The organism is Burkholderia sola, from assembly GCF_905400185.1.
GTDB classification, from domain to species: domain Bacteria; phylum Pseudomonadota; class Gammaproteobacteria; order Burkholderiales; family Burkholderiaceae; genus Burkholderia; species Burkholderia sola.
Map to the genome: position 1 here is coordinate 106,105 of NZ_FR989676.1, position 20,725 is coordinate 126,829.

The following is a 20,725-nucleotide window of genomic DNA, read 5'->3' on the forward strand; positions in this document are numbered from 1 at the left end:
GACAGGCAGCTTCTTCCACGGGTTAGGATCACCGGCATGATCCTTGTCTACCGCTACCGGGTGAAATCGCTCAACGGACTGCTCAACAAGCAGAGCCGTGCGGTGAACTACGTCTGGAACTTCTGCACCGACACGCAGAAGCACGCGCTCAAGTGGGGCAAGAAGTGGCCGACAGGATTCGACCTGAACGTGCTGACGACCGGCAGCAGCAAGGAACTCGGCATTCACTCCGGCACGGTCAACGCGACGTGCGAGCAATACGCGAAGTCGCGCAGTCAGCACCGACGCCCCTACCTGCGCTATCGCGGCAGGAAATCGCTGGGTTGGGTGCCGCTGAAGGGGCGTGACCTGAAGCGCGAGGGGGACGCGTTTCGCTTTGCCGGCAATACTTTTCGGGTGTTTAACAGTCGACCGCTTCCCGAAGGCAAGATCAAGGATGGGACCAACTTTGCACAGGATGCGCGCGGCAACTGGTTTCTCAACATCGTGATCGAGATGCCGGATGTTCAGGCTCGTCCGATCCGTTCTGGTGTCGGCATCGATCTCGGCCTGAAAGACTTCGCCACACTTTCGACCGGCGAGAAACTGCCCAATGACCAGTTCGGTCGACGCGCGGCGGAAAAGCTGGCGAAAGCGCAGCGAGCACGAAAGCACAAGCGACATATCGCGAAGCTGCACGCCAAGGTCGCGAATGCGCGTGCCGACTTCCAGCATAAGCTCGCGCTCGATCTGGTGCGGCGTTTCGATTACATCGCGGTCGGCAACGTGTCGGCAACCAAACTCGCCAGGACCAGGATGGCGAAAAGCGTCTACGACGCGTCCTGGTCGTCCTTCCGAAACAAGCTCCGTTACAAAGCGATGGCGCACGGGGCCACGTTCGAGGAAGTCGACGAAAGCGGTTCGACCCAGTCCTGTTCGGCGTGCGGATCGAAAGACAGCACGACGCGGCCGAAAGGTATCGCGGGACTGCGAATAAGAGAGTGGGCCTGCAGTGACTGTGGTGCCGAGCATGATCGAGATACCAACGCTGCGTTGAACATTCTCCGATGCGGACGTGCATCGCCAGGTGTGGGAATCCTTCCCTTTAGGGAGAGGAGGACGTCAAGGGTGTCCTCGTGATGGCCGGCCGCCGCTCAGATGCCGTACGCGCGCCGCAGCAGCGTCAGCGGATGCGCGAGCGGCGCCGGCGGCAGCCCGTTCTCGTCGATGCCCTGCACGATGTGATGGCCGGCGAGCGCGCAGTCGGACGACACGACGTCCGGCCGCGGCTCGGCCATCGCCTTGAACACCGGCGTGCCGATCCGCATCGCGTCCGCATGAAATTCCTTCTTCACGCCGAACGTGCCCGCGTGGCCCGAGCAACGCTCGACGACGGTCACGCGCGTATCGGGCACGAGCGACAGCGCATCGGCCGTCTTGCGGCCGATGTTCTGCACGCGCGCATGGCACGGCACGTGATACGACACACTGCCGAGGCCGGTCTTGAAATCGGTCTTCAGCAGCCCGTCGCGATGGCGCGCGATCACGTATTCGAACGGGTCCCAGAACGCGTCGGCCACCGCGCGCACGGCCGGGTCGGCGGGAAACATCAGCGGCAGCTCGCTCTTGTACATCAGCACGCAGCTCGGGATCGCGCCGATCAGCGCATAGCCTTCACGTGCGTAGCGTTCGAGCACCGGGATGTTCACCGCCTGCTTCGCGGCGACGCCGGCGAGGTTGCCTTGCTCCAGCAGCGGCATCCCGCAGCACGCTTCGCGCGTGACGAGTTCGTACGGGATCTCGTTGTGCGCGAGGATCGCGAGCAGGTCGTGGCCGATCCCCGGCTCGTTGAAATTCACGTAGCACGTCGCGTAGATCGCGACCTTGCCGGGCGTGCGTTCGCCGTCGCGCACGGGCGGGTTCGCCGAGCGCTCGGCTGCGCGCCGGAACGTGCGCGGCGCGAACTCCGGCAGCCACGCATGGCGATCGACGCCGAGCGCCGCTTCGAGCGCGTGCCGCGCGGGCGGCGTGCGGTTCACCGCGTTGATCGTCTGCGTGACGACCGGAATGCCGGCGAAATGGCCGAGCGCATCGGTATTCGACAGCACCTTGTCGCGCAGCGTCGCTTCGCCGCGCTTGTAACGCGCGGCCTTGCCGCGCAACATCAGGTGCGGGAAGTCGACGTTCCATGCATGCGGCGGCACGTACGGGCATTTCGTCATGTAGCAGAGGTCGCACAGATAGCACTGGTCGACGACCTTGCCGAATGCTTCCTTCGGCACGTCCTCGACGTCGCCCATCGGCGTGTCGTCGACCAGGTCGAACAGCGCCGGAAACGCGCCGCACAGCGACACGCAGCGCCGGCAGCCGGCGCAGATGTCGAATACGCGGGTCATTTCCGCATCGATCTCGGCCTGGTCGTAGAACGCTTCGGACTGCCAGTCGAGCGGATGCCGGGTCGGCGCTTCGAGACTGCCTTCCTTGTGGGGCATGGGGCGCTCCCGCATGGCGCGCATGTGCGCAAGCGCACCGCCCGCACGATGCGGGCGGCGATGAACGAACAGCCGGCCGCGTGCCGGTCGCACGGCGATGCCGGGCGGCCCGCGGCGGCCCGTCAGTCGACGAGACTGTCCAGCGCCTTCGTGTAGCGGTTCGCGTGGCTGCGTTCGGCCTTCGCGAGCGTCTCGAACCAGTTCGCGATTTCGTCGAACCCCTCGTCGCGCGCGGTTTTCGCCATGCCCGGATACATGTCGGTGTATTCGTGCGTTTCGCCAGCGATCGCCGATTCGAGATTCAGCCGCGACGAACCGAACGGCAGGCCCGTGGCCGGATCGCCGACGGTTTCCAGGTATTCGAGATGGCCGTGCGCATGACCGGTTTCGCCTTCGGCGGTCGAGCGGAACAGCGCGGCGACGTCGTTCTGCCCCTCGACGTCGGCCTTCGACGCGAAATACAGATAGCGCCGATTCGCCTGCGATTCGCCCGCGAATGCGGCCTTCAGGTTCTCTTCGGTCTTGCTGCCCTTGAGTTGAGCCATTTGCGCCTCCGTTCGAGTCGGCGCGGCCGCGTGCGACGCCGGGCCGATCAGATATGTGGGGAACGATGCGTGCGCCGGGCGCGCGTCGTGCTCTTCAATCTAGGCGCTCGCGTTCGCATCCCCCAATAGGCTTTTTCAATGCGGGCGATAGTGTCGGGGGGCGGTGTGCGGCGGATGGCGGGAAGACGGGCGCCATGCGGTGCGCGGGAGCGGACGGGACGGGACGGGACGGGACGGGACGGGACGGGACGGCGGGTAGTGTGCGGTGCGCGGCGGCGCCGCGCTCGTCACGCGTCACGCATCCATCGCGCGCTTCAGCAGCAATTCGCGCTCACGCTCGTTGCGCGTCAGTTCCGCCGCGCGGCGGAATTCCAGCTTCGCCTCGTCGGCGCGGCCGAGCTTCGCGAGCAGATCGCCGCGCACGCTCGGCAGCCAGTGATAGCGCGCGAGCGCCGGATCGTCGCGCAGCACGTCGACGAGTTCGAGCGCGGCGGCCGGCCCGAACGCCATCCCCACCGCGACCGCGCGATTCAGCTCGACGACCGGCGACGGCGCGACTTCGGCGAGCGCGTCATACAGCGCGACGATCTGCGCCCAATCCGTGTCCGCCGCGTGCCGCGCCCGCGCGTGGCACGCGGCAAGCGCGGCCTGCAGCGCATACGGCCCGCGCACGCCGCCGAGCTTCGTCGCCCGCTCCAGCGCCGCGAGGCCGCGCCGGATCAGCAACGGATCCCAGCGGCTGCGGTCCTGGTCGAGCAGCAGCACGGGCCGGCCCTGCGCGTCGACGCGGGCATGCATGCGCGACGCCTGCAACTCCATCAGCGCGACGAGCCCGAGCACTTCGCTTTCGTCCGGCGCGAGGCCGGCCAGCACGCGGCCGAGCCGCAACGCCTCGTCGCACAGCGCCGGGCGCATCCAGTCGTCGCCCGCCGTCGCCGCATGGCCTTCGTTGAACACGAGATAGATCACTTCGAGCACCGACGCGAGCCGCGCGGGCCGCGCATCGGCGGCCGGCACCTCGAACGGCACGTGCGCGGCCGCGAGCGTGCGCTTCGCGCGCACGATCCGCTGCGCGATCGTCGGCTCCGGCGTCAGGAATGCGCGCGCGATCTCGCCCGTCGTCAGCCCGCCGAGCAGCCGCAGCGTTAGCGCGACGCGCGCGTCGGTCGACAGCACCGGGTGGCACGACGTGAAGATCAGCCGCAGCAGATCGTCGCCGATGTCGTCGTCGCGCGCGTCGGCGAGCGCATCGGCGATGTCGGGGACGACGTGCGCTTCGAGCGCGTCCATCTCGTGGCCAAGCTGGTCGCGCTTGGCCGAATGAAGCGACTCCTGCCGGACCCGGTCGAGCGCGCGACGCTTCACGGCCGTCATCAGCCAGGCGGCCGGGTTGTCGGGCACGCCGTCGACGGGCCAGTGCTCGAGCGCCGCGACGAGCGTGTCCTGCGCCAGTTCCTCGGCCACGCCGACGTCGCGCACCACGCGCGCGGCGCGCGCGATGATCTTCGGCGCCTCGATTCGCCAGACCGCTTCGATCGCACGATGCGTCGCCTCATGCGTCACGACGCCTGCCCCTGGGCGGACGCCTCCAGCGGCATGGCCATCAGTTCCCACGTGTGGCCGTCCGGATCGGTGAACCCGTGGCCGTACATGTTCGGGTACTCGCGCGGCGCCTGCGGCGCGGCCCCGCCGGCCGCCAGCGCCTTCGCGACGAGCGTGTCGACTTCGGCGCGGCTATCGCACGACAGGCACGACAGCACCTGGATGTGCGTCGCCGGATCGATGATGGTCTTGTCGGTGAAGGTCTGGAAAAACGGCCGCACGAGCAGCATCGCGAAGATCGCATCGCTGATCTTGATGCAGGCGGCCTGCTCGTTGGTATAGGCCGGCACGACCTCGAAGCCGAGCGCCTGGTAGAACGTCTTCGCGCGCGGCAGGTCGGCTACCGGCAGGTTGATGAAAACCATCTTGTGCATGACGGGTGCTCCCGGTGAGATTGGATTCAGGCGTGGCTGCGGCCGACGTGGAGATCGCGGAACCGCTCGACCGCGTCGCTCGGCGTCAGGTCGTCGAGCTCGAACAGCGGCCGCACCTCGATCTCGCAATCGAGCTCGGCGCCGAACGGCGCGGGGAACCGGCGCGTCCATTCGAGCGCCTCGTCGCGCGAGCGCACCTGGATCAGCGTGTAGCCGGCGATCAGTTCCTTCGTTTCGGCGAACGGGCCGTCGATCACCGTGCCCTTGCCGCCCGTGTAGCGCACGCGCCAGCCGTGGGCGCTCGGCCTCAGGCCGTTGGCGTCGAGCAGCACGCCGGCCTTCGCCAGTTCCTCGTGATAGACCGTCATCGCCTCGACCAGCCGGTTGTCCGGCAACGCGTCGGATTCGCTGACGGCATTCGCCCGGATCATGATCATGAATCGCATCGTTCACTCCTTGTCGTCGGTGGAAAGCGGCGCCCGTTCCGTGGCGCCTTACCCGGACGACGGGCGGAAGACGGCCGGATCGACACGCGCCACGACAAATCAGGGTAAATACCGAGTCGCGACGCTCACAGAAAGCACGGGCCGACCGCGCGCACCTCGACCGTGCACCATTGCGCGGCCGGGCACTGGCGCGCGATTTCGATCGCTTCCTCGCGCGTGTCGACGTCGACGAGGAAGAAGCCGCCGACCATCTCCTTCGCCTCCGCGAACGGCCCGTCGAGCAGACGCGTCTCGCCGTCGCGCACCTGCACGCGCGTGCCGCGCTCGGACCGTTCCAGCGACTCGACGCCGCGCAGCACGCCGCGCGCCTTCAGCGACTCGGCGAAATCGACCATCCGCGCATAGAGCGCCTGGCCTTCGTCGAGCGTGCGCTCGGCGCGCTGCTCGGTCGGTTCGACAATCAACAGCATGTAAGACATGGATTTCTCCTGTGGGAACGGGGTGCGGCGACATGCAGCGGCCGAGCGGCACACGACGCCCGGTGCGAAAGCGTAACAGCCGCGGGGCGGCTTGCCGCATCGTTGGCCAACCGGCAATGGCCGAACGGCCATTTCGGCCGCAGCCTGACATTTTGCCTTCAAGATGCGGTCCCGAACTGTCGGATTTTCATCCTGTGGACCGTCCCATGTCACGCCCGCTCCCCCTGCTTGCCGTCGCGCTGTTCGTCGCGCTGTTCGTCGTGTTGTCCGCCGTGCTGTCCGTGGCCTTCTGCGCGCGGCCGCCCCCCGCCGCGCTGCCGGTCGGCAGCGGTTGCGGCGGCCCCGCCACGGCGATCGCCGAGATCCGCCGCGCCGGCGGTCCGTCGCGGCTCGCCGGGCAAACGACGTCGATCGAAGCGGTCGTCACCGCGGCGTTCGGCGGCGCAGACGGCCTCGGCGGCTTCTTCGTCCAGCAGGCCGACGCGCAACGGCAACACCGGCCGGGCGTTCCGGAAGGCCTGTTCGTCTACGCACCGAATGCGCGCGCAGAACCCGGCGATCTCGTGCGTCTGACCGGCAAGGTCGACGAGAAATACGGCCGGACGCAGCTCACGCTGTCGGGCCGCGTGGCCGTCTGCGCACGCGGGCAGACGGTCACGCCGGCCGCGCTCGCGCTGCCGGTTGCGTCGCCCGCCGTCCTCGCCGCGCACGAAGCCATGCGCGTACGCCTGCCGCAAACGCTGACGGTCAGCGATACCTACGAACTCGGCCGCTACGGCAGCATCGTGCTGAGCAACGGCCGGCTGCGCGTGCCGACCCAGGTCGCGCCGCCGGCCGACGCTGCCGCGCAGGCAGCGGCCAACGCATTGAATCGCCTCGTGCTCGACGACGGTTCGAACCGCCGCGACCCGGCGACCGTCCGCTATCCGCCGCCCGCGCTGAACGCCGCCAACACGCTGCGCGCGGGCTACACGGTACGCGGCGTCGAAGGCGTGCTCGAGTTGCGCTACGGTACATGGCGGCTGCAACCGGTGGCCGGCGCGGCGCCCGTATTCAATGCCGCCGCGAACGCGCGCACCGCGGCGCCGGCCCGGCATCCCGATGCCGACGTGCGCATCGTGTCGTTCAACGTCTTCAACTATTTCAACGGCGACGGCCGTGGCGGCGGATTCGACGCGCCGGCCAACCGCGGCGCGAAAACGCCCGCCGCGTTCGCGCGGCAGGAAGCGAAGATCGTCGCGGCGTTGCGCGCGCTGCGCGCCGACGTGATCGGGCTGATGGAAATCGCGAACAACGGCCACGGCGACGCGAGCGCCATCCGTCGGCTCGCCGCGCAACTCGGCGACGGCTGGCGCGCGGTCGATCCCGGCACCGCGCGCCTGGGCCGCGACGCGATCGCGGTCGCGCTGCTGTACGACAGCCGCACGATCGAGCCGGTCGGGCGCGCCGCCACCGTCTCGCTCGGCGGCCGACACCGCCCGCCGCTCGCGCAGACGTTCCGGCGCATCGGCGGCACGCGTGCGTTCACGGTCGCGGTCAATCACCTGAAGTCGAAGAACTGCCCGCACGCGAGCGGCGCCGATCTCGACCAGTCGGACGGCCAGGGCTGCTGGAACGCGGCGCGCACGCGGGCGGCCGCACGCGTCGCCGACTGGCTCGCCACGTCGCCGACGGGCGTCGCGGCCGACGGCGTGCTGCTGATCGGCGATCTGAACAGTTATGCAAAGGAAGACCCGGTCCGCACGCTCGAAGCGCGCGGCTACGCGAACCTGGTTGCGCACTTCGTCGGCGATGCTGCGTACAGCTACGTATTTCGCGGCGAAGCCGGCAATCTCGACCACGCGCTCGCCACGCCGCCGCTCGCCGCGCGCGTGAAGGCCGTGCGGTTCTGGCACATCAATGCGGACGAACCGGTCGCGCTGCAATCCGTGCCCGATTACAAAACGCGCACGCGACGGTCGGCTTATTACGCACCGGACGCCTACCGCTCGTCGGACCACGATCCCGTCGTCATCGACGTCGCACTGAACGATACCGGCCCGCAGCCGGCATCAGGCACGAATCGTGCGCCTCGACCGGGCGTCGAGTAGTGCATTTGCATCAGCGCTCAACCTGCAACGGCACTATTTACCTGATGCCGGTGGCGGCGCCATATTTACCGCACCTTCACTGCGATCCGCTGCTCGACACGCTGTATCGCCCCGACGCGCGAAATTTTTTCAACCGCAGCGCCGCCCCGCGCGACGGGGTTTCCCGGCGATCCTGCCGACGAATTGAAAATTTGTCTCGAAACTCAATCGGATCAAGTGAATCACATCAGTTGCAGCGATTCGTCTTATCTTCAAATTGCCTGGAATCAAAGGAGGATAAACACCATGGCGCTTACCGACTCGATCGAACACAAGCTGGACCGCGGGCTGTCCGATATCCGTCGCACCGGCCGACGCGTGGGCCGCACGACGCGCGCGGCTGCCCGCGATCTGCATGCCGACGTGACCGACGATCTGCGCGGGCTAGTCGACGAACTGGAAGATCTGCTGAAAAACGATGGCGATGGCGATATCGCCACGCTGCGCAAGCGCGTGCAATCCCGCCTCGATGAAGCACGCGGCGCGCTCGACTATGCGTCGGGCAGCGCGGCCGCCCGGCTGCGCGATTCGGCCGAACGCGTGTCGCAAGTCGTGCACGAGAACCCGTGGCAAACCGCCGGCGTCGTCGCGGGCCTTGCGTTCGTTGCGGGCCTGCTCCTTTCCCGCCGTTGAACGGGGCGGCGTGTACCGCCGCCCGCCTCGCCCGTCACCCATCAGACAACGAAGGAGAAACGCCATGCAGAAATCCCTCGCCATGAAAGCCGCCGCCGCCGTGATGCTCGGCAGCCTCGCCCTCGCCGGTTGCACGACCACGTCCGGCAAACCCGATAGCGCCGCGGCCAGCGCGTCGAAGCGCGAGTCGATCGACGCCAGCGTGAATGCGACGCTGTCGCGCCTGTATTCGACGGTGCCCGGCTCGCGCGACCTGGTCTCGAAAGCACGCGGCGTCCTCGTGTTCCCGAATGTGCTGCAAGCCGGCTTCATCGTCGGCGCCCAGTCCGGCAACGGCGCGCTGCGCGTCGGCGGCAGCACCGTCGGCTACTACAACACGTCGTCGCTGTCGGTCGGCCTGCAGGCCGGCGCGCAATCGAAGGCGGTCGTGTTCCTGTTCATGACGCAGGATGCGCTCGACTCGTTCCGCAAGTCGGACGGCTGGTCGGCCGGCGCCGACGCGTCGGTCGCGGTCGTGAAGGTCGGCGCGAACGGCGCGGTCGACTCCAACACGGCTACCGCACCGGTGGAAGTGCTGGTCCTGACCAACGCGGGCCTGATGGGCGACCTGTCGGTGAACGGCACGAAGGTCACCAAGCTCAACATCTGACGATCCGGCACGCGGCCTCGCGCCGCGTTCGCTTCCCGGCAGCGCCGCGGCCCCGGCCGCGGCGTTTTCGCATGTGTCTCACGCAGCGGCTATGATGGCGGCACCTTTGCGGGCATACTCCGCATGGGCCGCCCGGCCGCGCATTGCGCCGCGAACCTGACGTTCGCGAACCGATCGCGCGCGGGGCAACGAGATTCAATCAAACCACGCATCAATCTGCGCGAATGTACCCATGGATAGCGGACACGATCACCAAAAATTCTTCTACTTCCTGCTGTTCGCGGTCACCGTCGGACTCTGCTGGATCCTCGCGCCATTCTCCGGCGCCGTCTTCTGGGGCACCATTCTCGCGATCCTGTTCCAGCCCGTGCAGCGCTGGCTGGCCGCACGCTTCGGCAAGCGGCGCAATCTGGCCGCGCTCGTCACGATGTCGCTGATCATCCTGATCGTGATCCTGCCGCTCGTGTTCGTCACGGCGACGCTCGTACAGGAAATCGCGTACGTGTACCAGGAACTCAAGGATGCGCAGCCGAATTATTCGCAGTACTTCCATGACATCATCCACGCGCTGCCGACGTCGATCCAGAACCTGCTGCAGAAATACGGGCTGACCAACATCCCGGGCATCCAGAAGAAGCTGACCGACGGCGCCGCGCAGATCAGCCAGTTCGCGGCCACCCAGGCGCTCAGCATCGGCCAGAACACGTTCCAGTTCGTCGTGAGCTTCGGCGTGATGCTGTACATGGTGTTCTTCCTGCTGCGCGACGGCGGCGAGATCGGCCGCCGCGTGCGCCGCGCGCTGCCGCTCGACGAAGAGCACAAGAACCTGCTGCTCGCGAAATTCACGACGGTCGTGCGCGCGACCGTGAAGGGCAACATCGCGGTCGCGCTCGTCCAGGGCGCGCTCGGCGGGCTGATCTTCTGGATCCTCGGGATCGAGGGCGTCGTGCTGTGGGGCGCGCTGATGGCGTTCCTGTCGCTGTTGCCCGCGATCGGCGCGAGCCTCGTGTGGGTGCCGGCCGCGCTCTACTTCCTGATGATCGGCGCGGTATGGAAGTGCGTGATCCTCGTCGCGTTCTGCGTCGGCGTGATCGGCCTCGTCGACAACCTGCTGCGCCCGATCCTCGTCGGCAAGGACACGAAGATGCCCGACTGGGTCGTGCTGATCTCGACGCTCGGCGGGATGGCGCTGTTCGGCATCAACGGCTTCGTGATCGGGCCGCTCGTCGCCGCGCTGTTCATGGCGAGCTGGGACATCTACGCGCGCGCCGAACAGGGCGAATGACGCGCGGCCGGCCGGCGATCCGCATGCGTGCGGACCTCGCCGGTCAAGGATGACGGATAGGGATCACGACGGGCGCCACGGCGCCCGTTGCTTCATCCGCCGCATCCGTCATCACGCCGCCATACGGGCCGACGCGATGCGCGCGGCCCGGCGTCAGCCATGTGCAACTGCGGCCGGATTGATCGAACTCGGCTCGCTCGATACGCGCCCGCGGCCCGATCCGACAGGCGAGACGCGCCCGTCACGCGTCCGGATCGACGCGCAGCACCAGCTTGCCGCGATGGTCGCCGTCGAACAGGCGATTCAGCACGTCGGGCGCGTTTTCGAGACCGTCGGCCACGGTTTCCTCGGCCTTGAGCCGGCCGTCGCGCAGCCAGCCCGCGAGCGTCTGCACGGCTTCGCGGCTCTTGCGGTAGTCGAGGATCAGGAAGCCGCGCATCGTCAGCCGCTTCGAGATCAGCACGCCGACGTCGTCGGCCGCGCGGCCGCTGTTGTAGTTCGAGATCACGCCGCACAGCGCGACGCGCCCGCCGATCACCATCCGCGACAACACCGCGCGCATCACCTCGCCGCCGACGTTCTCGAAGTTCACGTGCACGCCGTCCGGCGTCGCCGCCTTCAGTTGCTGGCGGAAGTCGTCGGCCTTGTAGTCGACGGCCGCGTCGAAGCCGAGCGTCTCGGTCAGGTAGCGGCACTTGTCCGCGCCGCCCGCGATGCCGACCACCCGTGCGCCGTGGATCTTGCCGATCTGCCCGGCGATCGAGCCGACCGAGCCGGCCGCCGCCGACACGACCAGCGTTTCGCCCGGCTGCACCGGCGCGATGTCGGTCAGCCCGTAGTACGCGGTCAACCCGCTCATCCCGCACGCGCCGAGCAGCGTCGGCAGCGGCAGGCCCGAGTGCGCGGGCAGCTTCACGAGCTGCGCGGCCTGCTCGGCCGGCACCACCGCGTAGTCCTGCCAGCCGACGAGCCCCTGCACGAGGTCACCCTCCGCGAACCCCGCGTTACGCGACGCGATCACGCGGCCGATCCCGAGCGCGCGCATCACCTCGCCGATCGCGACGGGCGGCAGGTACTGCGGCACGTCGCTCATCCATACGCGGTTGGTCGGGTCCATCGACAGATACAGCACGCGCACGAGCACCTCGCCGTCGGCGAGCGCCGGCACCGGCGTCTCGACGAGCGAAAAATGTTCGCGGCCGACCCGCCCTTCCGGGCGCGTCTTCAATAGCAGCTGGCGGTTCACGGGTGTCGACATGCTGTTCTCCTCCAATCGTTGTGGTTCGGGATGCGCGTCAGACCGCGCACATGCCGCCGTCGATCACGAGTTCGGCGGCCGTCACGAAGCGGCTCTCGTCGGACGCGAGATACACGGCCGCATGCGCGACGTCGTCCGGCTCGCCGAGCCGGCGCAGCGGAATGCCGCGCGCGAGCTTGCGCGTCGCGTCGCGTTCGCCGAGCGACTGGAACAGCGGCTCGACGATCCCCGTGCGGATGAACGCCGGATGAATCGAATTGCAGCGCACGTCGATCTCGCGGCGCGCGCAATCGATCGCGACCGACTTCGTCAGCGACGCGACCGCCGCCTTCGATGCGTTGTACGCGGTGAAATCCGGTTCGACCTTGAACGCGGCGACCGACGAAATGTTGATGATCGATGCGGGATGGCTCTCGGCCAGATACGACAGCGCATGCTTGCAGCCGAGCACGATGCTCTCGACGTTGATCGCCATCACGCGGCGCCATTCGTCCAGCTCGATTTGCGCGGGCGAGCCGATCGAGCCGACGCCCGCATTGTTGACGAGCACCGACAGGCCGCCCATCGCATCGGTCGCCTGCACGAGCAGCGCCTGCCAGCGCGCTTCGTCGCGCACGTCCTGGGTCGCGGCGAACGCGACCGGCGTCGCGTGGCCCGCGTTGAGCTCCTGCGCGAACGCGTCGAGCACCGCCGCTTCCGCGATATCGGTCACGAACACGCGCGCGCCCTGCTCGACCATCCGGCGCGCGATCGCCCGGCCGAGGCCGCCCGCGGCGCCCGTGATGTATGCGCACTTGCCGGCGAGGCGCGGAGAAACGATTGTCATGTGTCTGCTCCTGTCTTGAATCGTCGTCGCGGAACGCTGCTGCGACGGGGTGTGCGTGCTTTCCGCGCCTTCAGTGCCGCTGCCGGCCGACGTGCGCCGATGGCCGGTGCGCCGACATGACGACGCGCCACACGGTTTCCGCGAGTATATCGAGACGAACGCGACGAACGCGACGAACGCGACGCACGCGACGCACGCGTGCCCGGCCGGGCAGGCTGTCCGCGGTTGAACGACGGCCAGCGTACGCGAATGCACCCGATCGATGAAATGAATATTCGTTATGCCCGGTCATAGACAGCGTTGATGACTCGCGCATACCGGCACCGATGTGCGAGTCCACGCGCGCCGGTCGAGCGGACTGGCGAGCGGGTCGATTTTCGGGATGCCGGGCGTTGCGTCCGCACAACCGGGGAAGGCAATCGGGGAAATGAACCGGCGTGGCATCGTGCGACCCGCCGGAAAAACCGGAAAACGCCGGACGAACCCCAGCGGCAGAAAGGCGGCGCCGGCGCACCCGCCATCGGCACCGGTCAGAACCGGTCGCCCGACGGCGCGCGCACGAACGCGCAGAGCTGCGGCGAATGCGTGTCGATCATCTGCTGGAACGGCGCGCGGTGCCCGTACGCGATGCCCGACACCAGCAGCAGGCAGGCCGCCGCGACGCGCGGCGAGAACGCGCGCTGCCGCGCGCCGTCGTAGCCGCGCAGGAACACCAGCGCGACCAGCGCGCCGAGCATCCAGCCGGCGACGACTTCCGGCACGGTGTGCGAATGATCGAACACGCGCGCCACGGCCGTGATCGCGCCGACGGCCAGCCCGGCCGCGATGCCGGGCGCCCTGCCCGGCCGGAACGCCTGCCACAGCATCGACAGCGCGACCGTCCACACGGACGTCGACAGCATCGTATGGCCGCTGATCACGCGGAAATCGAATTGCGGAAGCTCGATCCCGCATCCGGCATAGAGAATCTTCGTCGCGCCGACGACGCCCATGCCGGCGGCCAGCAGCACGCCCCAGCGAACGGCGAGGCGCCAGTCGGTCAGCACGAGCCATGCCGCGCAGGTCAGCGCGATCGGCAAGGTCAGCGCGGCATCGCCGATATTGCTGATTTCACTCCACATAACGGACTTCGGGGTCGATCGAAAGGCCGCAGTTTACCGCATGCGCGCCGCACGCCTGTGTCAGCCTGTGACAGGCTGTATCAGCCCGCGACACCGGTAATCAGCAGCAGGTTCGTGCCGGTGATCACGGCGAACAGCGCCCATGCGGCCGCCTGCATCCCGCGACCGATCGCGTGGTCGCCCATCGTGTTGCGGTCGCTGACCGAGCGGATCAGCGGCCACATCGCGAACGGCAACTGCAGGCTCAGCAGCACCTGGCTCCAGACGAGCAGTTGCCCGACCGAGCCGTCGCCGAGCCACAGCACGCCGATCAGCGCCGGCACGAGCGCGAGCCCGCGCGTGATCAGCCGGCGCTGGTAGCACGGGATCTTCGTATGCAGGAAACCGTCCATGATGACCTGGCCGGCGATCGTGCCGGTCAGCGTCGAGCTCTGCCCCGATGCGAGCAGCGCGATGCCGAACAACAGCGCGGCCGCGCCGCCGGCGATCGGCGTGATCAGCCGGTACGCCTGTTCGATGTCGGTCACGTTGTGCTGGCCCGTCGCATGAAACGCGGCGCCCGCGACGACGAGGATCGCCGCGTTGACGAGCATCGCGACGAACAGCGACACGCAGGTATCGATGCGCACGAGCCCCAGCGTGTCGCGGATCACGCCGCGCGCGCCGCCGACCACATGCCGCGTCTGCACGACCGACGAATGCAGATACAGGTTGTGCGGCATGATCGTCGCGCCGACGATGCCGAGCGCGAGCACGATCGCGTCCTTGCGATCGTGGCCCGGGTCGCCCGGCACGAGCCCGCCGATCACCGCGTGCCAGTCGGGCGGCGTGATCGCCACCTGCGCGACGAAGCAGAACGCCATCGTCGCGATCAGCCCGAGCACGATCGCCTCGATCTGCCGGAACCCCTTGCCCTGCAGGCCGAGCACGATCACCGTGTCGAGCGCGGTGAGCACGACGCCCCACGCGAGCGGCACGCCGAGCAGCAGCTTGAACGCGAGCGCGCAACCGAGCACTTCCGCGATGTCGCACGCGATGATCGACACTTCGGCGGTGATCCACTGCACGACGCGGCCGACCCGGCCGTAGCGCTCGTAGCTGGCCTGCGCGAGATCCTTGCCCGCGACGAGGCCGAGCCGCGCCGCGAGCATCTGCAGGAAGATCGCCGCGAGGCTCGAGAACGCGACGACCCACAGCAGCGAATAGCCGAACTGCGAGCCCGCCTGGATATCGGTCGCCCAGTTGCCGGGATCCATGTAGCCGATCGCGACCAGCAGGCCGGGGCCGAAGAAACGCTTGAGCTTCTGCCAGCGCGGCGCGGCCGCGTCGATCGTGATGCTGCCCTTTACTTCCGACGGGCAGAAAGGGGCGGTGGCGGTAGAGGGGAGGAAGGGCATGGAAACCGGGAATCGAGGTCGCGACACGACGATTCTACGGGTATCCGTCCCGTTTTCCCGCGCGCGGTCGCGCACGCGTCGCATTCCGCCCCCTCGCCGTCGCAGCACGCGGCGGCCTGCCCGTCATCCGGGTCGGGCGACGCCGCGTCGTGCGCGAGGATTTTTTCCCGCTCGGCGACGCGAAATTCGGTCGGCGACATCAGCAGGCGCTGGCGAAACAGCTTCGCGAGCCGCTCGCCGCTGCCGAACCCGGTGCGCCGCGCGACCTTGTCGGCCGGCAGCGTCGTATGGATCAGCATGTGGCACGCCCGTTCGAGCCGCACGTGCTGGACGAACTCGGTCGGCGTCACGCCGATTTCCTTCTTGAAGCGCCGCAGGAAATTGCGCTCGCTCATCGCGGCCGCCTGCGCGGCGTTCGCGATCGAGATGCGGTTCACGCTCTGCGCGCGCAGCCGCTGCGCGGACATCCGGATCGACGGGCTCGCGCTCAGTTCGCGGAACGCCCACATCGACTGAACATAGCGCTGCTCGACCGGCCGCGCCAGGTTGCTGGCGATCTCCCGCGCGGCGCCATCGCCGAGGTCCGCGCGGAACATGTCGAGCGCGGCGGCAAACACGTCGGTCTCGCCGGCCCGCGATTCGATGGTCGTGGCGGCGCGGCGCCGGGCGCTGCCCGGCCGCACGTCGATCGACGACGACGGCCGCTGCGTGGCGGCGAGCGCGGGCAGGTCCATCGCGTCGACGATCCAGCGCGCATGCTGGCGAATGTCGGCCAGGCGCCGTTGCAATGCGTCGTCCCAGTTGACGGCCGCGCGGTCGCCATGAAGATGAAAGAACGCGAGCGCGCGGCGGCTGTGTTCGTCGCCGAGCGGATCGGCCGCGATTCTCACGCCGGACGACGACTGCAACAGTCCTCCGCTTTCGGATACGTACTTGAGCTGGTAATCCACGCCGTACCCATGCAGGCGATTCGCCAGGTTGAAGGCCTCGCCGAGACGCGCGGCCTGGGCCAACGAAAACCCCGTACTCAAATAGATAATGACCCACCGCTGATCTGCTGCATTCACTGGCCAAGCCCCCGACTTGTTCGACTTCTTCTAATACCGTCGAACTGTCAGGCTTATATTTGGTTTGAATGCGTGCGACAGGACGGCTATCCCGAAATATGAAGCGACGGCATCTTAGCCGAACGGGTCGTGCCTTTGGCGCGAAATGGCCGACGGGGACAGCATGATGGCGGATTACTACAGGCTGCCGCATACCGCTGGTATGCCGATACAGAATCGCGTATGCGATGCGGCCGATTATTGCAGCCGTCATGCTTAATGACGTGCGTGTTTGATTGCGTTACATCGGCAAAGCGAACGCTCGCGTATCGGCGCGAACGGCATCGACGTGCATCGAACGCGTGCGAACGCATCGCCGCGCGCGTGCGCAGCAGCGCCGGCATCGCCGACGCGTAGCGCGTCGCGCGCGCCCGCGCGGCCGGAACGGTATGCTGACGGCTGCACGCCGCCACGCGGCGCCCGCTTTCCTTTATTTGCTTCCCGGAGCCCTGCCATGTCCCTGATCCACGCCGCCGCCGTCCTCGATGCCGACGCGCCCGACTACGTCGTCCAGTTGCAGGCCGGCACGCATGCGCTGACCGGCGACGAAGCGCCGCGCGAAGGCGGCCAGGATCGCGGGCCGGCGCCGTACGAGTTCGTGCTGGCCGGGCTCGCGCAATGCACGGCCGCGACGCTGCGTATGTACATGCAGCGCAAGACGTGGCCGGCCGCGCGCATCGCGGTGCGCACCGAGTTGCATGCCGATCGCGAAGGCGTGCAGTACGTGCGCCGCGTCGTGACGCTCGACGGCCCGCTCGACGACGCGCAACGCCAGCGTCTCGCGGAAATCTGCGAGAAAACCCCGGTGACGCAGTTCATCAAGCGCGGCACGCGGATCGACACGACGCTGAACTGACGCACGCGGCAGTCCGCACGCACTGCCGCTTGAAAGCTTGAAAAACGAAACGGGCGGGCCGCGCATTCCGGCGCGACCCGCCCGTTCGTCGATCCCGCCCGGCGCTTACAGTCCGAGCGCGGCGAGGTCCAGCTTGCCGTCCTTCATCGGCGGGCACCAGAAATACGCGCCCGTCAGCGGCCGCGTGAAGCGGAACAGGCCGTCGACGATCCCGTCTTCCTCGCCGCTCATCCGGCGCATCTGCACGTCGAATGCGCGGAACGAGCAGCCGAACGCGACGAAGTACAGGCCCGCCCGGCGCGTGTCCGACCACGGCGACGAACGGCGCAGCATGAACGCCTCGGGCGCGAAGCTTTCCTGCGCGGTGCGCTTCACGTGCGCGAATTCGGGCGCGTCGTCGAGTTCCTCGTTGTCCGAACGGCGACGCCCGATGATGTGGTCCATGTCGCCCGACGGAATGCGCTCCATCTGGTCGAAGTCGTGCACCCACTGCTGCACCGCGACGAAACTCGAGCCGTCGAGCCCCGCGCCCTGCCCCGTGACGATCGCCGCGGCCACCGCGTCGTCGCCTTCCGGGTTCTCGGTGCCGTCCTCGTAGCCGGACAGGTCGCGATCGTTCGAATAGCGGAAGCCGTCGACGGCCTCCTGCAGCGCGAACGCCGGCGCGAGCGCGCGTTCGATCGCCCGCGCGCGCAGCACGATCTCGCCGCGGTCGTCCGAGCGCAGCCAGACCCACACGTCGGCCGGCGTCATCGGCAGCGTACGGTCGTTCACCGAGAACGCCGGATAGTCGGTCAGGCCCGGCACCGGGTGCCCGAGCCAGGCGGCCAGCGCGTGTCCGAAACCGACCACCGTGTCGCGTCCGTCGACGATCTCGCGCAGCGCGGCCAGCGCCGCGGCGATATTGCCGTCGTTCGACATCGTGAAAGTGAGGTATCGGGCTACCGTATCGATCGGAGCCAGGATGCCTTGCTGAACGTCGCTCATCGTTTCCTCGGGAATGGTTCGGAGTGAATCCGGGCGGCCGCGCGTCGTCGCGCGCCGCGGACGCGGAAGTGTAATCGATGCGCGCGCCGGCTCCGCACCCGCCATCGCGCAACGTACGCGAAAAGGGGCCAAAACCCGGAATACTCACCGTATCGACGCAGCAACGCCGCATTCGTCAGACGTTGCGGCGCGCGCGACTGTCCTGATAAAATCGCTGCACGTCTTTTCGGCGTCCTTTCATTCAACCGTTCACTTCAGGGAGGTGCAGATGTTCCGAATGCCAGCAACCTTCCCGAACGTGGTCTCGCGGCGCAGCTGATCCAGCCTGCCGTCCGCGCCGGCTCCCGAGTTTTCCGCTAACCCGTCAGCCGCGCTTTTCCCGACAGCCCGTTTCTTTCCGCCCCGCGTGTGTCGCGCGGCCCGGCTGTTGCGTTTTCGACGTTCTCCGAACCGGAAAGTCCCGTCGCGCGATGCGCCGGGCAACAATACATGACCAGAAAAAGCTCCCATCTGGGCGGCCACGCATTCCAGGCCGTCTTCGGCTTCACCATCCGTTACTGGCGCAAGCAGCCGGCGCGCATCGCCACGGTCGCGAGCCTCGCGCTGCTCGCCGCGCTCGCCGACGTCCTCACGCCGCTGTTCGCCGGCCGCCTCGTCGACGCGCTATCGACCGGCCTCACCGACCGCGCCGCGGCGTGGCATTCGGCCCTCGTCGCGTTCGGCACGCTCGCCGCGCTCGGCATCGGCGCGACGGTGCTGCGCCAGGGCGTCTACCTGAACATCATCACGCTCACGCTGAAGATGATGAGCGAGATCGCCGCCGCGTCGTTCCACCGCGTGCAGCGCTTCTCGACCGACTGGCACGCGAACAGCTTCGCGGGCTCGACCGTGCGCAAGATCACGCGCGGGATCTGGGCGCTCGACCTGCTCAACGACACCGTGCTGATCGCGCTGCTGCCGTCGGTCGCGATGCTGGTCGGCGCGACCGTGCTGCTCGGCACGCACTGGCCGGTGATGGGGCTCGTCGTCGGCGCGGGTTCGCTGCTGTACATCGCGGTGACGGTCACGGTGTCGCTCGGCATCGTCGCGCCGGCCGCCCGGCTCGGCAACCTGTGGGACACGCGCATGGGCGGCGCGCTGGCCGACGCCGTGAGTTGCAACGCGGTCGTCAAGGCGTTCGGCGCGGAAACGCGCGAGGAAGCGCGGCTCGCGCGCGTGATCGGCAAATGGCGGCAGCGCACGCGCCGCACGTGGGTGCGCGGCACGTTCAACGGCGGGCTGCAAGGCGCGATGCTCGTCGCGATGCAGGCCGCGATGATCGGCGTCGCGCTGCGGCTGTGGATGAACGACGAGGCGAGCGTCGGCGACATCGCGTTCGCGCTGACGATGTTCTTCATGCTGCAGGGTTACCTGCGCGACGTCGGCATGCACATCCGCAACCTGCAGCGCTCGGTGAACGACATGGAAGAGCTCGTCGCGCTCGAACGGCAGCCGCTTGGCATCGACGATCGCCCCGGCGCGCCGGCGATCCGGATCGGGCAAGGCGAGATCCGCTTCGAGCACGTGACGTTCCGCTACGGCAACCATCCGGTGCCGCTGTACGACGATTTCTCGATGCGGATCGCGCCCGGCGAACGCGTGGGCCTCGTCGGTCATTCGGGGTCGGGCAAGACGACGTTCATCAAGCTGATTCAGCGCCTGTACGACGTGTCGGGCGGCCGCATCACGATCGACGGCCAGGACATCGCGCAGGTGCGGCAGGATTCGCTGCGCAGCCAGATCGCGATCGTCCAGCAGGAGCCCGTGCTGTTCCACCGCACGCTCGCGGAGAACATCGCGTATGCGCGCCCCGATGCGAGCCGCGCCGACATCGAGCGCGCCGCGCGTCTGGCGAGTGCGCACGACTTCATCGCCGCGCTGCCGGACGGCTATGACACGCTCGTCGGCGAACGCGGGATCAAGCTGTCGGGCGGCGAGCGCCAGCGCGTCGCGATCGCGCGCGCGTTCCTCGCCGATGCGCCGATCCTGATCCTCGACGAAGCGACGTCGAGCCTCGACAGCGAAAGCGAGCTGCTGATCCAGCAGGCGATGGAGCGGCTGATGGTCGGCCGCACGACGCTCGTCGTCGCGCACCGGCTGTCGACCGTGCGCGCGCTCGACCGGCTGCTGGTGCTCGATCGCGGCAAGGTGATCGAGGAAGGCAACCACGACGCGCTGATCCGCATCGACGGCGGCATCTATCGCCGGCTGTTCGAACGGCAAGCGCTGGAGCTCGCGAAGGGGCTCGCCGATTCGCCTCGGCGCGTGGCGGATCGCGATGCCGGGGCGCTGGGGGAGCCGGCTGAGGTTTGATGCAAGCATGGCGCGATGCAGCCTGGCGGCGCGGTCATCGCCGCCGGGCCGTGTCGGCGAGCCAGCGGATCCGGATCGAGGCCGTGCCACGTGCACGGCCTTTTCTGTATCTGCGGCACGGGCTCGCCGGCGCCGGCCCGCGCGCCGCGGCATGTCCGGCAGCGGGATCACTTATCATGTCGACCAGGAAATTTGCGACGAGGGATCGA

Annotated in this window: 19 protein-coding genes and 1 pseudogene; 7 read left to right on the top strand and 13 right to left on the bottom strand. The window is 68.1% G+C overall.

The window, feature by feature from the left end; all coding sequences use genetic code 11:
• Positions 1–36: 36 nt before the first annotated feature.
• Entirely contained in the window at positions 37–1,119 is a 1,083-nt protein-coding gene (locus KR541_RS16995; protein WP_216089661.1) for an RNA-guided endonuclease InsQ/TnpB family protein, read from the top strand.
• 14 nt (positions 1,120–1,133) lie between these two features.
• Here the strand turns inward: KR541_RS16995 and KR541_RS17000 are convergent, their stop codons facing one another.
• The 6 genes from KR541_RS17000 to KR541_RS17025 form a co-directional block, all read right to left on the bottom strand.
• Complete coding sequence (locus KR541_RS17000; protein ID WP_050017361.1) at positions 1,134–2,471, bottom strand: heterodisulfide reductase-related iron-sulfur binding cluster; 1,338 nt, start codon at positions 2,469–2,471, stop codon at positions 1,134–1,136.
• 122 nt (positions 2,472–2,593) lie between these two features.
• Entirely contained in the window at positions 2,594–3,016 is a 423-nt protein-coding gene (locus KR541_RS17005) for a rubrerythrin family protein (RefSeq protein WP_006479492.1), read from the bottom strand.
• A gap of 294 nt (positions 3,017–3,310) precedes the next feature.
• Complete coding sequence (locus KR541_RS17010) at positions 3,311–4,579, bottom strand: RNA polymerase sigma factor (protein ID WP_050017362.1); 1,269 nt, start codon at positions 4,577–4,579, stop codon at positions 3,311–3,313.
• Positions 4,576–4,992 (bottom strand): VOC family protein, encoded by a 417-nt coding sequence (locus KR541_RS17015; RefSeq protein WP_050017363.1) that lies wholly within the window; start codon positions 4,990–4,992, stop codon positions 4,576–4,578. Before KR541_RS17015 ends, KR541_RS17010 begins: the two co-directional genes overlap by 4 nt.
• 26 nt (positions 4,993–5,018) lie before the next feature.
• A complete protein-coding gene (locus KR541_RS17020) occupies positions 5,019–5,438 on the bottom strand; it encodes a YciI family protein (protein WP_011548204.1) in 420 nt (139 codons plus the stop codon).
• A 125-nt stretch (positions 5,439–5,563) separates the two neighbouring features.
• A complete protein-coding gene (locus KR541_RS17025) occupies positions 5,564–5,917 on the bottom strand; it encodes a YciI family protein (protein ID WP_006482933.1) in 354 nt (117 codons plus the stop codon).
• Between the two features lie 206 nt (positions 5,918–6,123).
• Between KR541_RS17025 and KR541_RS17030 the strand changes: the two genes are divergently transcribed.
• The 4 genes from KR541_RS17030 (at position 6,124) to KR541_RS17045 (ending at position 10,613) form a co-directional block, all read left to right on the top strand.
• Positions 6,124–8,007, top strand: coding sequence for an ExeM/NucH family extracellular endonuclease (locus KR541_RS17030; RefSeq protein ID WP_204384125.1), 1,884 nt, complete (start codon positions 6,124–6,126; stop codon positions 8,005–8,007).
• A 285-nt stretch (positions 8,008–8,292) separates the two neighbouring features.
• Positions 8,293–8,679, top strand: coding sequence for an ElaB/YgaM/YqjD family protein (locus tag KR541_RS17035; RefSeq protein WP_050017365.1), 387 nt, complete (start codon positions 8,293–8,295; stop codon positions 8,677–8,679).
• Positions 8,680–8,743: 64 nt separating this feature from the next.
• Positions 8,744–9,328, top strand: coding sequence for a BPSL1445 family SYLF domain-containing lipoprotein (locus KR541_RS17040; RefSeq protein ID WP_050017366.1), 585 nt, complete (start codon positions 8,744–8,746; stop codon positions 9,326–9,328).
• A 232-nt stretch (positions 9,329–9,560) separates the two neighbouring features.
• Positions 9,561–10,613: an AI-2E family transporter gene (locus KR541_RS17045; RefSeq protein ID WP_050017367.1), complete on the top strand. Its 1,053-nt coding sequence runs from the start codon at positions 9,561–9,563 to the stop codon at positions 10,611–10,613.
• A gap of 43 nt (positions 10,614–10,656) precedes the next feature.
• Here the strand turns inward: KR541_RS17045 and KR541_RS36705 are convergent.
• The 6 genes and pseudogenes from KR541_RS36705 to KR541_RS17070 all read right to left on the bottom strand — a co-directional run.
• A pseudogene (locus tag KR541_RS36705) lies at positions 10,657–10,770 on the bottom strand (thioesterase); the annotation flags it as partial.
• A gap of 84 nt (positions 10,771–10,854) precedes the next feature.
• Positions 10,855–11,871, bottom strand: coding sequence for an NADP-dependent oxidoreductase (locus KR541_RS17050; RefSeq protein WP_050017368.1), 1,017 nt, complete (start codon positions 11,869–11,871; stop codon positions 10,855–10,857).
• A gap of 37 nt (positions 11,872–11,908) precedes the next feature.
• Positions 11,909–12,697 (bottom strand): SDR family oxidoreductase, encoded by a 789-nt coding sequence (locus tag KR541_RS17055; RefSeq protein ID WP_050017369.1) that lies wholly within the window; start codon positions 12,695–12,697, stop codon positions 11,909–11,911.
• Between the two features lie 530 nt (positions 12,698–13,227).
• Positions 13,228–13,818: a phosphatase PAP2 family protein gene (locus KR541_RS17060; RefSeq protein WP_050017370.1), complete on the bottom strand. Its 591-nt coding sequence runs from the start codon at positions 13,816–13,818 to the stop codon at positions 13,228–13,230.
• 80 nt (positions 13,819–13,898) lie between these two features.
• Positions 13,899–15,215 carry an Nramp family divalent metal transporter gene (locus tag KR541_RS17065; RefSeq protein WP_050017371.1) on the bottom strand — a complete coding sequence of 439 codons (1,317 nt, stop codon included), beginning with the start codon at positions 15,213–15,215 and terminating at the stop codon, positions 13,899–13,901.
• Complete coding sequence (locus KR541_RS17070; RefSeq protein WP_089489117.1) at positions 15,164–16,228, bottom strand: helix-turn-helix domain-containing protein; 1,065 nt, start codon at positions 16,226–16,228, stop codon at positions 15,164–15,166. Before KR541_RS17070 ends, KR541_RS17065 begins: the two co-directional genes overlap by 52 nt.
• Positions 16,229–16,775: 547 nt before the next feature.
• Between KR541_RS17070 and KR541_RS17075 the strand changes: the two genes are divergently transcribed.
• Entirely contained in the window at positions 16,776–17,177 is a 402-nt protein-coding gene (locus KR541_RS17075) for an OsmC family protein (protein WP_069618571.1), read from the top strand.
• A gap of 105 nt (positions 17,178–17,282) precedes the next feature.
• Here KR541_RS17075 and KR541_RS17080 read toward each other — a convergent pair whose 3' ends face one another.
• Entirely contained in the window at positions 17,283–18,164 is an 882-nt protein-coding gene (locus KR541_RS17080) for a Dyp-type peroxidase (protein ID WP_050017374.1), read from the bottom strand.
• A 489-nt stretch (positions 18,165–18,653) separates the two neighbouring features.
• On the opposite strand from KR541_RS17080, the gene KR541_RS17085 reads away from it, so the two are divergent.
• Positions 18,654–20,516, top strand: a complete 1,863-nt coding sequence (locus KR541_RS17085; RefSeq protein ID WP_050017375.1) for an ABC transporter ATP-binding protein — start codon at positions 18,654–18,656, stop codon at positions 20,514–20,516.
• The last annotated feature ends 209 nt before the right edge of the window (positions 20,517–20,725 follow it).